The sequence below is a fragment of the Falsiphaeobacter marinintestinus genome, from assembly GCF_007923355.1.
GTDB classification, from domain to species: domain Bacteria; phylum Pseudomonadota; class Alphaproteobacteria; order Rhodobacterales; family Rhodobacteraceae; genus Phaeobacter_A; species Phaeobacter_A marinintestinus.
The window spans coordinates 1-12,673 of the sequence record NZ_VOGO01000011.1 but is presented as its reverse complement, the minus strand read 5'-3'; the positions used below and the strand labels follow the sequence as shown (position 1 = coordinate 12,673).

Sequence of the window (12,673 nt, the reverse complement as noted above, 5' to 3'; positions counted from 1 at the left end):
ACTATTATGTACATACTTATTTTGTCAATCGGGAAGACGGCCATGCAAATCCTTCACGCGCAACAGGCGCTTACCGCGGCCGGATGGCAGGATGACATCACGATTTCGATTGGTTCGGACGGACGAATCGCGGCCATCGGACCGATTGACCAACCCCCGGATACCCGTGTTGATCTGGTGCTTCCGGCCCCGGTGAACTTGCACAGCCACAGCTTTCAGCGTGCCATGGCCGGACTGACCGAACGGCGCGGAGACGATCCGACAGATTCGTTCTGGACATGGCGTAAACTGATGTACCGGTTTCTGGACCAGTTGACGCCTGACCACGTTGAAGCAATCGCAGCCATGGTTTTTGTAGAGATGTTGGAAGCCGGATACGGTGCTGTCGGCGAATTTCATTACCTTCACCATGGCCCCGGTGGCGTGGCTTACGACAATCCGGCCGAACTGGCGGCCCGTGTTGCCACTGCGGCTGGGCAGGCCGGAATTGGTCTGACATTACTTCCGGTTCTGTATCATCAGGGCGGGTGCGACGGGCGTGCACTGGGCGGCGGACAACAGAGGTTTGGCAATGGTCCAGAGGCCTATGCGCGTTTGCATGACGCCTCGGCCCGGATCATATCGGACGGTCCGTCGGATTGGACCATTGGCGTGGCACCACATTCGCTGCGCGCGGTATCACCGGCGGCGCTGTCCGATGTGGTTGAAATGGGTGCAAACGGCCCGATTCACATGCATCTGGCCGAACAGATCGCCGAGGTCGAAGACGTGCAGGCCCATCTGGGTGCGCGCCCGGCAGGCTGGCTTTTGAGCAACCATGACGTTGACGACCGCTGGTGCCTGATCCATGCAACCCAAATGACACCGCAAGAAACAGCGGATCTGGCGAAGAGTGGCGCGGTGGTTGGCCTGTGCCCAATCACAGAATCAAATCTGGGCGACGGGATCTTTAATGGCACTGCGTATCTGTCTAAAGGCGGGTCATTTGGCGTCGGGTCAGATTCAAATGTGCATATCGGGCTGTTCGAAGAACTGGCCACGCTGGAGTATTCTCAACGCCTGCGGGATCGCAGCCGTGCGGCGATGGCACTGCCCGGCAAGTCGGTTGGCCGCACCCTGTTCGATCGCTTAGCCCATGGTGGGTCGCAAGCTGCCGGGCGCGACTCGGGCACGCTTGCCGTCGGGCAACTGGCGGATATCGTTGGGCTGTCGACCAACAACCCGTGGGTCTGCGGACGGAGGGGCGACACCGCGCTCGACAGCCTGATCTTTGCAGGCCACGGGCGAGACTGCATCACTGACGTTTGGAGCGCCGGACGTCATGTTGTGCAGGATGGCCGACACCTGAAACGCGACGCCGTGGAACGCGCATTCATGGCAACGATGGCCGACCTTTCAGGGGATCTGTGACATGGCAAATCGTTTGACGTGGAAAATTGTCCGCGACGCCATCCATCAGCAGATCCTTGACGGTACTTTGATGGCCGGAGACAAGCTGCCCCGCGACGAAGACATCGCCCGCGATATGGGGTGCGCACGCAGTACCGTGCAGCGCGCCATGCAAGATCTGTCTGACAGCGGAATCCTGGAACGCCGCCGCAAGGGCGGAACCCGGGTGCGCGCCGAACCGGTCACACGCGCCACGTTGGATATCCCCGTGATCCGCAACGAGGTCGAAAACAGCGGCCGGAAATACGGCTATCACCTGATCCGGCGGGAAGTGGCAACGCCACCACCATCGGTGCTTGCCGGTCTGGGGCTGGGGTCGTCTGCCAGACTGCTCAGGGTCGAAGCGCTGCATCTTGCTGACAATCGGCCCTTCGTGTTCGAAGATCGCTGGGTCAGCATCGATACTGTGCCTGAGATCATGGATATCGACCTGTCCCGCGAAAACGCCAATGAATGGCTGGTTCATAATCGTCCGTGGAGCCGCTGCGACCTGCGGGTCTATGCCGAAAAAGCAGATGCGCGCATTGCCGAGGTGATGGAGATTCCCGTGGGCGAAGCATTGCTGGTGATTGACCGGACCACCTGGGCGGGGCTGAAACCGATCACCACCGTCGGGGCCACGACGGCGCCGGGATATCAGCTTTTGACGCAGATCTGAGTGTCGCTGCCCGATTTGGTGTCTTGCCACGCGTGCTGATGGCGCGAAGGATTATCGCCTTTCAGACATGCAATCGTCGGAATTGAGCGGTTTTGGCCTTCATTTGCCCCTAATATCGCCGCAGAAATTAATCACAGTCAGCTATCACTCCTTCGGATCACGGGGCGGCCAGATTGCGAACACTGGCCGCCTCGTTTCCATTTGCGGGGTACGGACGCAGAGTTGAGTTTGCCGGGCAAAGCGCCTATCTCGACTGCACGTCCCGAAATACCGCAACCGGCAAAGGAAACTCCGTTGGCGAACCACCTTTATGAGAATGATTTGCCCGATGGGCTGGACCTTGGCCCTGTGGTGGCTATCGATTGCGAAACCATGGGGTTGAACCCGCATCGTGACCGGTTGTGCGTGATCCAGATGTCGGGCGGGGATGGCAACGCGCATATCGTGCAGGTGGCCAAGGGCAGCACCGAGGCGCCGAACCTGTGTGCGATGCTGGAAAACCCGGATGTCCTGAAATTGTTCCATTTTGGACGCTTCGATATTGCCGCTTTGTACAATACGTACGGTGCGCTGACCGCGCCGGTTTATTGTACAAAAATCGCCAGCCGACTGGTGCGCACCTATACGGATCGGCACGGATTGAAGAACCTGACCTCGGAACTGATCGGTGTGGATATTTCGAAGCAACAGCAGATGAGCGACTGGGGTGCGGAAAAGCTGACCAACGCGCAGCTGGAGTATGCAGCGTCGGATGTTTTGTATCTGCACCAGTTGCGCGAAAAGCTGAACGAACGGCTGGCGCGTGAAGGGCGGACCGAGATGGCGCAGGCCTGTTTCGACTTCCTGCCGATGCGGGCCAAACTTGATCTGGCCGGTTGGCCCGAAACCGACATCTTTGCGCATTCATGAGCGGATCATTTCAGGATATCGCCCGCCGCGTGATCGCGGTCGAAGTGGACGGGTTGCGGCAATTGTCGGACGGGCTGGATGACAGCTTTGACCGCGCGGTTGACACCCTGCTGAACGCAACGGGTCGTGTGATCATCAGCGGAATGGGCAAATCGGGCCATATCGCGCGCAAGATGGCAGCGACCTTTGCCAGCACCGGAACACCGGCGCATTTCGTGCACCCCGCCGAGGCCAGCCATGGCGATCTGGGAATGATGGCACAGGGCGACGTGGCACTGGTTTTGTCGAATTCCGGCGAAACACCTGAACTGGCCGATTTGGTCGCCTATACCCGCCGCTTTGGCATTCCGCTGATCGGCGTCGCAAGCCGCAAGTCTTCGACCCTGATCCGCCAATCCGATGTCGGACTTATCCTGCCGCAAGCCGAAGAGGCCTGTGGGTCAGGCATTGTCCCGACCACGTCGACGACGATGACGCTGGCGCTGGGTGACGCCCTGGCCGTGGCCCTGATGGAACATCGGGCCTTTACCCCCGAGAACTTTCGCCAGTTCCATCCCGGCGGCAAGCTGGGCGCCCGCCTGAGCAAGGTGCGCGATCTGATGCACACTGGCGACGCGCTGCCGTTGCTGACATCTGACACTCAAATGACGGATGCCTTGATCGAAATCTCGAAAAAGGGGTTTGGTGTTGCGGGCGTCACGAATGCTGATGGACATCTGGCCGGGATCATCACCGATGGTGACCTGCGTCGCCATATGGCCGATTTGCTAAGCCACAAAGCTGCTGACGTGATGACAGCCGATCCGACAACCATTGGCCCCGAGGCGCTGGCCGAAGAGGCGGTGGCGATCATGAACCAGCGCAAGATCACCTGTTTGTTTGTGGTCGATCCCGCCGGGCCGGCAGTTGCGCAGGGTCTGTTGCATATCCACGATTGCCTGCGCGTCGGGCTGGGCTGAGGGGGACACGCCAAAGTGGACCGCTATTCGCGCACCGTGGCCATTCTGAAGGTCTTTCTTCCGTTGGCGGCGCTTGCGATCCTGTCCACCTTGTTCCTGTTGTCGCGCAGCAAAACACCCACCGCGACCATTCCCTTTGCCGAGAACGAAGTCGAATCCCGCATGGCGGGGCAGCAGATCACTGGCCCACATTTTTCCGGGGTTACGGCATCGGGCGACGAAATCTTGATTTCGGCCCAGACGGCGTCACCCGGCGTACCAGGCGAACCGGCGCATGCCGAATGGCTGAATGCCCGCATCACGACCAAGGACGGCATTCAGATTGTCCTGACCTCGGACACCGGCACGGTTGCGATGGACAAGGATGTTGTCACCTTCGAAGGCAATGTCGTGATCGTGTCGACAAATGGCTATGAAATCACCACGGATACCCTGAACGCATCGCTGAGTGTGGTCGCCGGATCGACGCCGGGCAGGATCGATGGAACCAGCCCCATGGGTCACTTTACGGCCGGAAACATGGAGCTTCGGTCAGAAAATGAAGACGGTCCGCTCCATTTACTTTTCAAGAACGGTGTCAAGCTGGTATACGAGCCGCAAAGACCGGAATGATATCATGTTAATTTTTCGCACTCTCATAATCTGCGTGCCACTTTTGCTGGCCGGAATTGTGGCCAGCGCACAGGGTGCGAACGTCGCGTTTGGGTCGATCAAGGCCGATCCATCGCTGCCTGTGGAAGTCACAGCCGACAATCTGGATGTTAATCAGGCGAGCGGATCCGCCGAATTTGTCGGAAATGTTCTGGTCGGTCAGGGCGAGATGCGCCTGTCAGCCAACCGCGTGCTTGTCATCTATAATCAGGACGTTGGCGGTATCGACCGTCTGGAAGCCACCGGGGACGTCGTGCTGGTCAGTGGACCGGACGCGGCCGAGGCGCAGCGCGCCGATTACACGATTGATACCGGCGTTGTGGTCATGACGGGCGATGTTCTGTTGACACAGGGCCCCAATGCGCTGACGTCTGAACGCATGGTCGTGAACCTGACCGATGGCACGGCGCAAATGACCGGGCGGGTCAAGACCATCATCAATCCGGACAGCCAGAACTGATGGCCAAACCTGACCTGAAGATCGCCGAAGGCTCGGCCGGGCTGAAAATCGAACGCCTGCGGAAATCGTATCGCAAGCGCGTTGTGATCCGCGACGTTACCATGGAGCTTGCCAGGGGCGAGGTTGTTGCACTGCTTGGACCGAACGGATCCGGCAAGACCACCAGTTTTTATGCCATCGCGGGTCTTATTTTCCCCGAGGCCGGCACCGTTACGCTGGATGGGCAGAACGTAACCACCCTGCCCATGTATCGACGTGCCCGGATGGGAATCGGATATCTGCCGCAGGAAATGTCGATCTTTCGGGGTCTGAGCGTCGAAGACAACATTCTTGCCGTTCTCGATATCTCGCAAAGCGATCCGCACAAGCGCCGCGAACGGCTGGAAGAGTTGCTGTCTGATTTCTCGATTGAACATCTGCGCCGTGCGCCGGCGCTGGCGTTGTCGGGCGGTGAGCGGCGCCGGGTCGAAATTGCGCGCTGTCTGGCTGCTGAACCGAATTACCTGTTGCTGGACGAACCTTTTGCGGGGGTCGATCCGATTTCGGTCGGCGATATCCGCCATCTGGTGGCCGATCTGAAAAAACGCGGCATCGGCGTTCTGATCACCGACCATAACGTGCGCGAGACGCTCGAAATTGTCGATCGGGCCTATATTTTGCACGACGGTCAGGTGCTGATGTCGGGCACACCCAGCGAGGTGGTCGAGAACGAAAATGTCCGCCGTGTGTATCTGGGCGATAATTTCCGCATTTCGTAAACTGCGTCAATTTTTTGGAAACCTGTTGTGCGGCATCATGCCTGAACAGACGCTTTCGGTTGACACCGACGGCCCGCTTCGCCTCAAATGGTTCTATGGCTCGCACGCGTTTCGATGCAGTTCCTGGTCCGGCCTTCAATGAAGGGCGAAGAACTATTGAACACATGCCAAGGCCAGTTTCCAAAACCCGATGCAGTTAACGCAGGCCAGTCACCACTGGCGGGATTTCGGGTGAATAATGTGAAGGAGAACATATGCGTTATCAGATAACCGGAAAGCAGATCGACATCGGCAACGCCCTGCAGGTGCATGTTGAGACCGAGCTGAGCGAGGTCGTGAAGAAATACGCCGAACGACCAACCGACGCCAATGTCATCTTTTCGCGCTCGGCACACGAATATGTGTGCGAAGCAACGGTTCACCTGTCGACCGGGCTGACCGCGACTGCGAAGGCCCATGCAAACGAAATCTATGCTGCTTTCGATGCGTGCAGCGCCAAAATGGAAAAACAGCTGCGCCGGTACAAGCGTCGGTTGAAGGACCATCACCGCGAACGTGCAGAACCGGTTGAACTTTACGGAGCGCCCTCGTATATCCTCGCCGCGGAGGCGCAATCCGAGGACGCAGAGCCCGAATCGCTGCAGCCCATTATCGTGGCCGAGATGGAAACCAAGATCCAGTCGCTGTCGGTCGGTGAAGCCGTGATGCAAATGGAATTAGCAGGAGCCCCGGTGCTGGTGTTCCGGAACGAAGGCAAGGACGGATTGAACGTCGTGTATCGCCGCGAAGACGGCAACATTGGCTGGATCGATCCGTAACTGATATCAATCTTTCGGTGCCCCTGCTAAAGGGGCACCAAAGCGGAGCAAGCAACAATGGATCTGTCTAGTATCCTCAAACCTGAGGCGGTTAAGGTTTTGTCTGCCGCATCAAGTAAAAAGCGCCTGTTCCAGGAAATTGGAGAGGTCGCGGCCAGTGCCTATGGCATGGATGCCCAGGCCACAGTCGAGGCTTTGCTTGACCGCGAAAGCCTTGGCCCGACCGGCGTTGGGCACGGCGTGGCATTGCCGCACGCGCGGATGCCGGGCCTGACTGGCGTAGTCGGATCGTTCCTGATCATGGAAAAGCCCATTGATTTTGATTCGGTTGATCGTCAGCCGGTCGACATCGCGTTTGCGCTGTTTGCGCCAGAAGATGCAGGCGTAGAACACCTGAAGGCGCTGGCGCTGGTATCGCGCACCCTGCGCGATGCAACCATGTGCGCCAAGCTAAGGGCCAATCCGGACCCAACCACGCTGTATGCCATTCTGACCGAAGCGCAGTCCGTGGCCGCCTAGGCCGACTGCCAGGGCCCGAACCCGAACATCATATAGTCACGTTGATAGATGTCAGCGGCCAGCTTTTCGAGCTGGTCGTCATAAATCTCGTGCAGTTCATAAGGCGTATCCGGCGCGGCTGTTTCGGGTACGGAAATGCCATCGCGACCGATCGCATTTGCGATGATGGGCAGCATGGTTTCAAGCTCGGACTCGCGTATCACAAAATCGGGCGGCGCGAAGTCGCCAAATCCGCTCATCGCTTGTGACTGGGTGCCCCAACTGGGTTCGACCCGAATGCCGGTCTGGCCAGCCAGATTGACCCTGACAAATTCCAGAAACCCCTCAAACGCGGCCCGATGGTCTGTCAGCGTGTACCTGTCATCTGGCTCGTCCTTCGGAATCGGAACTTTGAACTGCTTGCGCAGTTTTTCCCGGATCTGCTTGTAGCTGCCCGCTTTCATGCCCAGAATTTTGGAGCAAAACACCGCATGCGCCCGCGCCAAGGGATGACGCAGGACGGTAAAGCTGCGGTGGCCCGGGTTTTCGCGCTTCCATTTGCGCAGCTGTTTCTGGTTCAAACCGCTTTCCAGAGCGTCGGGGTCGACCCCATCAAGCGCTGCCATCCATTGCACGACTTCGGTTTCCGGCCCGCCACGTATCGGCAGGTACAACAGCGGAGCCTGTGCCGCCACAACATAGCTGGGCACGACAGGCCCGCGGCGCGGTTCGAAATTCGGGGTGCGCGACAGGTTGAAACGATCCAGCCCGCTCAGCGAACTGAGCATTTCGTCAGGATTGCGAACCTTGGCCGTGATCGGGCGCGGGTTCTGTGGTTTCAGGCTTTTGTCGAGCGAATCCAGTTGGGTCTCAAGCTCAAGCCAGTCGGCCAACCCGTTCATGACGGCCAGATCCTGAAGGTCTTCGTACGCCAGGTAAAAGGCGGTCTGGCCCAGTTTCTGCAGTTGGTTCAGCAACAGAACCTGAAAGTCCTGCAACGCTTCGACATGGCGTGTGAATTCTTCCGGCTCGAACTTGACCTGCGCGTCGCGGCGGCGTTTCACATCAGTCAGCTTCCACTGCCCGGTTTCCTGCGCGATCTTCCACGACACATAGCTTTCCAGCGGATTGCGCGTCAGGATGATCTTGGCGCAGCGCCGGTCTTTCAGGGCGATGTCCAGAACGCGCGGATCATGATCGTGGAAATACCGGAACCCGGCCATTTCACCCGGATTGTCCCGGATGGCACCGATCAGCCTGAGCGGATCGGCGTCGCGCATGGCTTGGGTTATGCCAAGGATTTCGGTTTTGTTCGGGTACCCGATAAAGTGCGGGTTGAACGCTTCGCCATAGCAATGGACGCCGCTCATGGCATTCAGGTTCGTCTCCAGGAAGTTGGAGCCGGTCCGCATTTCAGCGAAAATGATGTAATAGTCGAAAGATGCTGTCATTCGGCCTTATCGCACAAGATAGGGTTTACGGGCAGGCCGAAGAACATCCGACGCCCCCGGTTCCACCGGAAAATCGCCCATCAAGTACGGGTGCATTCCCTGATTTTTGAGGTTTTGCAGAAACTGGCCGAACCCGACCAGATCCACCATGGTGGGCGCTTCGGCAAGGTGTCGCGGATGCACCGGGCCGATCTCATCGATGATGGTCTGGATAGGTTCCATGGGTGACTCGACGAATTCGGCCATCGTCCATATCCGAACGCGGGCCTTGGTATGGGTCGAACGCAGGACGTCGAGGAATTCGCTTTCGATCTTTTGCAGGTCTGCCGCTTCGGCCCTGAGATCGGCGAAGTTTCGGTTTGACCGGAACAGCGGAACGGCCCAGGCGCCCGTGATCACCGAAATCTGTGCGTTGGGATCGCACGACAGGAACCAGTTGATGTCCTGGTTATCGGCTGGGCCATGCTGGAAACACTGGCGTTCACCACGTGTGTTCCAGATCAGGTTGCTCAGAAAGGCGCGCGGAACATAGTCGCGCGAAATTGCGCTGTCGCTTAGCGCGCCATTGATCAGCGTCTGCCCGCCTTCGAGTTCGACCCTGTCAGGCGCGAACAAGTGGCCGTGCACCCGTGTGCCGGTGGTCTTTTTCAACCAGGTTTCAAAGTCTTCGAACAGTTCCGTAAATCCCTGGAACATCGAATAAGGATTCGACGTCACGCCGTTTTCCCAACCGGGGTTGGGCCACCGGCTTTGCATGAACAACCCCGCCCGACCGCGGGTTCGACGTTCGACCGCCTTGGCAAAGATCCGGTCGATCTTGCCCGGGTTCGGTTCGGTCCTTTTCATCGCGCCCGAGCCGTCGGTCAGGAACACGTCATACAGCCGGTTGGCGCGCGGCCAGATCTTGCGGGCAACGAAACAATCGGACCGGCGCAAAAGTTGCATGTGGTCGTCATAGAAAATATGTGGCTTGCCCTGAAAATCGAACTTCGAGAGCGTCAGAGACCGGCTTTCGATCTTGCGCGAATACAGCCGTGCCAGAGTCTGATAAAAGCTTTCGTCCGGTATCCAGACCCGGCTGAAGTACCGATCATACGTCTTTCGTTGCGGATCTTGCAGAATGGCTGACAGGGTCTGACGGGTCAGGCACCACCATTGCGACCCCATATGAGGCACCAACCCGTTCGGGATCGTTCGCTTTAACCCCAGACGCCGTTGCAGGGCGACATACTGGTCGAACATAAAGCGGTTCTTCTTCCACGAAAACGGGAACCGCATGGTGAACCGTTCACTGTCCAGACCGCCAACCGTCCAGGGCACATCCGCCGTGGTCGCGCTTTCGATGAAATCGGTTTGCGGACGGGCGGCGAGGTAATCGATCAACTCTTGCACCGGACGCAGGGGCAGGCACGACCCTGAGGCGAGATACACATGGCGCACGTCCGGAAAGCTTTCCAACATCATCTCGGACGCCGATTGCGATGCCTTGACGATTCCCCATGTGCCCCATTCGCAGCGATGGCGCCGGCTGAACAGGATTTGTGGGTCGTCTGCAACGGTCGCTTGAAACGCCTTGAAAACCTTGCGTGGTACATTTCGGTCAACGTGAATAACCACCGGGCAACCTGACGCCCGCCAGTGGCGTGCCACCTGTTCGGCGCGGTTCAGAGCGGTATGGACCAGCATGACAATTCCAACTGTCATGCCCAGTTGCCTTTGGACATCAGCCCCAGAATCTCAAGCTGTCGCCAGTTGATGTATTTTTCCGACCATTTGCACCACAGTTCGGGATCGTCCCGCAGGCTGTCGGCATAGGCCTTGTATTCGACGGAGGCAGCATAATGCTGCCCGCGTTCCAGTTCTTCGGCAGCCTTGGCCGTAAATGTATCAAGGAACTTTGCGTGCAGCAGGATGCCGCTGGCTTTTTCACCGCCCCATTCGTCATAAACCTGGTTCAACCCGCGTGGCAAAAGCATGTGGGTGGAACTGACATAGGCGTATTTTCGGTGCCATTTCACCAATGGGATCTTGTTCAGCGCAGGCGCCTTCTCCGGCGTATCCGGGAAGAACACGCGGCCACGCGGCCCGCCCTGTATCCACAGGTTTCCGAATTTCTTGTTCTTCTGGATCGTATAATTTCCACTGTCGAACCAGCTTGCGATTTCGATCGGGTCCTGCCCCTCGCGATATGGCTGCTGATCCAGTCGCCCTTTGGGGTACATATCCAGAAGCATCGCACTGAAGGATTTGATCGAGGACGCATCCAGCCAGTCTGTCAGCGCCCGCAAGGGGCGCGTGTCGCAGAATGGATAGATCAGGAATTCGTCGGGATCGACCACAAGGCACCAATGACCGTGGCCGTATTTGCGTTGCAGCCAGTTCAGCCAGTCAACCCCGAACCGTGACCGCTTGTAGCTGGCGGTGGTGTGCCAGACCGACACGTCTTTCTGGTTCGCCAGATAGTCCAGCGATCCGTCCGAACTGTCATTGTCGACAATTATAAAATGGGTGACCCCCATCCGACGATAGTGATCCAGAAAATACGGCAGGCGGATCTTTTCGTTGCGCAGGGTCGAAAACAGCAGGATGTCGTCGGGTTTGATCTGGTCTGTTCGGTCGGCAATAGAAGTCAGTTCGCGGCGTTTACGAAACGCGCGAATAAGCCAGCGTTTCCGCTGAAGCCTTAGGCGGTATGATTGCCATACGCCCAATATCTACCCCTTTACTCATCATTGGACCGATCCCCCAAACACACATATCAGCAAGACCTCATAACGATCTTGAAGTGGTCCTGCCAGTTTGGCGGAATGAAAACTGCCCTGTTACCCTTGCTGGTTTTTGCCTCCCGGCCTGTTCCCAGGCTCTCGATGCTGTGTAACCATTGATAACAATCTGTTTCTTTTACGTAAACGGGAATATCGCCCAATATTTCCCGCACTGCTGGCAAATCAGTTGAGATCACCGGAACACCCAGCGCTGCGGCTTCGACAGGCGGCAACCCGTATCCCTCGGCTCGGCTGGGAAACAACAAGGCTTGCGCGCCCGCCAAAAGGCCTGCGAGAGTCTTGTCGTCCAGCCCATTTCGTTCCTGGATGGGGCCGTTCTTTGGCAGAGCATCCAACCGGTCAAACACCGTCTGATTGTTCCAGCCCCGGTTGCCACAAATTAGCAGGCCCGGCGCATCCGGACCCATCTTGTCCCAGACGTTCAGCAAAAGATCATGCCCCTTGCGTGGCTCGATGGTTCCGATGGTGATAAAATAGGGGGTGTCGGGTTTCACATTTGTAGGGACAGGCCCCGGCGTGATCAGATCAACTCCGAGGTGGGCAACGATGCCATGGGGAGTGGCGCCCCATTCGGACATGGCGCGCTCGGCCCTCTGTCGTGTGTCTTCGGTGTTATAGATGATCAGGTCTGACAAGGCGCGCACGCGTTTCAAAATCTGGCGGAACCGCTCAGGCGTGCCGGGGCGCTGATACTGTGGGTATTCCAATGGGATGACATCGTGGATCAAAACCGAGACACTGCCCTGAACGCCGACGCGCACCGCCTGCAACATGCGATCGGTCAGATTGCTGTGCCCGACATTCAGATAGGACACGCCTTGCGGCAAATGCCGCTTGAGCATCCGGCTGAGCCTGTTGGGGCGGCATCGATCCAAAGCAACCCGGCGCAGATCCGATTCCGCCTGTCGCACAGCCGCATCCTTGCGGCGGGCAAGCCGCGAAAGCCGGTCGGCAGGCCCCCAAGGCACGGTGCCCTCAAGACGGTTCCGGATCGCTGCGACTCCGTCAGGGGAAAGTAAGACGTACCCCAATGTCGTCCGCAGGACCGCGAACAAAGGTACTTTGGAATCAGACAGATGGGCCAGATAGGCCCGTTCAACCCGGTCTACCCCCGTCGGAACGCGCCCTGCCCGGCTGATCAACCGGGTCAGATCCAGCAGCCGTGCCGGAGGCGGTATCTTCGCGGTGGTCAGCGTCCCGCCTTCATGTTTTGCCTTACTGCGCGGCCTTGTCGATGTGGACGATGTCTTCGAGGTAGCGGGCAAGGTCGTCGCGC

The 12,673-nt window shown here is 58.2% G+C and carries 13 protein-coding genes; 9 read left to right on the top strand and 4 right to left on the bottom strand.

The genetic code is table 11. The annotated features are described in order from the left end of the window. The first annotated feature begins 42 nt into the window (after nt 1–42). From FOY56_RS19175 to FOY56_RS19135, 9 genes are all read left to right on the top strand, one after another. A complete protein-coding gene (locus FOY56_RS19175) occupies nt 43–1,410 on the top strand; it encodes a formimidoylglutamate deiminase (protein WP_146347765.1) in 1,368 nt (455 codons plus the stop codon). Nucleotide 1,411: 1 nt separating this feature from the next. Continuing rightward, nucleotides 1,412–2,107, top strand: coding sequence for a histidine utilization transcriptional repressor HutC (hutC, locus tag FOY56_RS19170; RefSeq protein WP_146347763.1), 696 nt, complete (start codon nt 1,412–1,414; stop codon nt 2,105–2,107). A 294-nt stretch (nt 2,108–2,401) separates the two neighbouring features. Continuing rightward, a complete protein-coding gene (locus tag FOY56_RS19165) occupies nt 2,402–3,016 on the top strand; it encodes a ribonuclease D (protein ID WP_146347762.1) in 615 nt (204 codons plus the stop codon). Beyond that, nucleotides 3,013–3,975 (top strand): KpsF/GutQ family sugar-phosphate isomerase, encoded by a 963-nt coding sequence (locus tag FOY56_RS19160; RefSeq protein WP_146347760.1) that lies wholly within the window; start codon nt 3,013–3,015, stop codon nt 3,973–3,975. The genes FOY56_RS19165 and FOY56_RS19160 overlap by 4 nt, the downstream gene beginning before the upstream one ends. Before the next feature lie 15 nt (nt 3,976–3,990). Then, the gene (lptC, locus tag FOY56_RS19155; RefSeq protein WP_146347758.1) at nt 3,991–4,587 is read left to right on the top strand and encodes an LPS export ABC transporter periplasmic protein LptC; all 597 of its coding nucleotides are present in this window, start codon (nt 3,991–3,993) and stop codon (nt 4,585–4,587) included. A 4-nt stretch (nt 4,588–4,591) separates the two neighbouring features. After that, nucleotides 4,592–5,086, top strand: coding sequence for an LptA/OstA family protein (locus FOY56_RS19150; protein WP_146347756.1), 495 nt, complete (start codon nt 4,592–4,594; stop codon nt 5,084–5,086). Further along, nucleotides 5,086–5,844: an LPS export ABC transporter ATP-binding protein gene (lptB, locus tag FOY56_RS19145; protein ID WP_146347754.1), complete on the top strand. Its 759-nt coding sequence runs from the start codon at nt 5,086–5,088 to the stop codon at nt 5,842–5,844. The genes FOY56_RS19150 and lptB overlap by 1 nt, the downstream gene beginning before the upstream one ends. A 254-nt stretch (nt 5,845–6,098) precedes the next feature. Then, nucleotides 6,099–6,662 carry a ribosome hibernation-promoting factor, HPF/YfiA family gene (hpf, locus tag FOY56_RS19140; protein ID WP_146347752.1) on the top strand — a complete coding sequence of 188 codons (564 nt, stop codon included), beginning with the start codon at nt 6,099–6,101 and terminating at the stop codon, nt 6,660–6,662. 57 nt (nt 6,663–6,719) lie between these two features. Further along, nucleotides 6,720–7,181 (top strand): PTS sugar transporter subunit IIA, encoded by a 462-nt coding sequence (locus FOY56_RS19135; protein ID WP_146347750.1) that lies wholly within the window; start codon nt 6,720–6,722, stop codon nt 7,179–7,181. Here the strand turns inward: FOY56_RS19135 and FOY56_RS19130 are convergent. The 4 genes from FOY56_RS19130 to FOY56_RS19115 form a co-directional block, all read right to left on the bottom strand. Continuing rightward, nucleotides 7,178–8,611: a sulfotransferase family 2 domain-containing protein gene (locus FOY56_RS19130; RefSeq protein WP_146347748.1), complete on the bottom strand. Its 1,434-nt coding sequence runs from the start codon at nt 8,609–8,611 to the stop codon at nt 7,178–7,180. The genes FOY56_RS19135 and FOY56_RS19130 overlap by 4 nt on opposite strands. Before the next feature lie 6 nt (nt 8,612–8,617). Further along, nucleotides 8,618–10,315 (bottom strand): DUF5927 domain-containing protein, encoded by a 1,698-nt coding sequence (locus FOY56_RS19125; protein WP_146347746.1) that lies wholly within the window; start codon nt 10,313–10,315, stop codon nt 8,618–8,620. Then, nucleotides 10,312–11,322 carry a glycosyltransferase family 2 protein gene (locus FOY56_RS19120; protein ID WP_146347744.1) on the bottom strand — a complete coding sequence of 337 codons (1,011 nt, stop codon included), beginning with the start codon at nt 11,320–11,322 and terminating at the stop codon, nt 10,312–10,314. The genes FOY56_RS19125 and FOY56_RS19120 overlap by 4 nt, the downstream gene beginning before the upstream one ends. 47 nt (nt 11,323–11,369) lie before the next feature. Next, a partial coding sequence (locus FOY56_RS19115; RefSeq protein ID WP_342779814.1) for a glycosyltransferase family 4 protein occupies nt 11,370–12,673 on the bottom strand: 1,304 nt, incomplete at its 5' end.

Excerpts from the sequence above, each read along its gene's own strand:
- FOY56_RS19175 (WP_146347765.1), top strand. The coding sequence starts at position 43 with ATGCAAATCCTTCACGCGCAACAGGCGCTTACCGCGGCCGGATGGCAG.
- lptB (WP_146347754.1), top strand. The coding sequence starts at position 5,086 with ATGGCCAAACCTGACCTGAAGATCGCCGAAGGCTCGGCCGGGCTGAAA.
- FOY56_RS19160 (WP_146347760.1), top strand. The coding sequence starts at position 3,013 with ATGAGCGGATCATTTCAGGATATCGCCCGCCGCGTGATCGCGGTCGAA.
- FOY56_RS19150 (WP_146347756.1), top strand. The coding sequence starts at position 4,592 with ATGTTAATTTTTCGCACTCTCATAATCTGCGTGCCACTTTTGCTGGCC.
- FOY56_RS19125 (WP_146347746.1), bottom strand. The coding sequence starts at position 10,315 with ATGACAGTTGGAATTGTCATGCTGGTCCATACCGCTCTGAACCGCGCC.
- FOY56_RS19130 (WP_146347748.1), bottom strand. The coding sequence starts at position 8,611 with ATGACAGCATCTTTCGACTATTACATCATTTTCGCTGAAATGCGGACC.
- hpf (WP_146347752.1), top strand. The coding sequence starts at position 6,099 with ATGCGTTATCAGATAACCGGAAAGCAGATCGACATCGGCAACGCCCTG.
- FOY56_RS19135 (WP_146347750.1), top strand. The coding sequence starts at position 6,720 with ATGGATCTGTCTAGTATCCTCAAACCTGAGGCGGTTAAGGTTTTGTCT.
- hutC (WP_146347763.1), top strand. The coding sequence starts at position 1,412 with ATGGCAAATCGTTTGACGTGGAAAATTGTCCGCGACGCCATCCATCAG.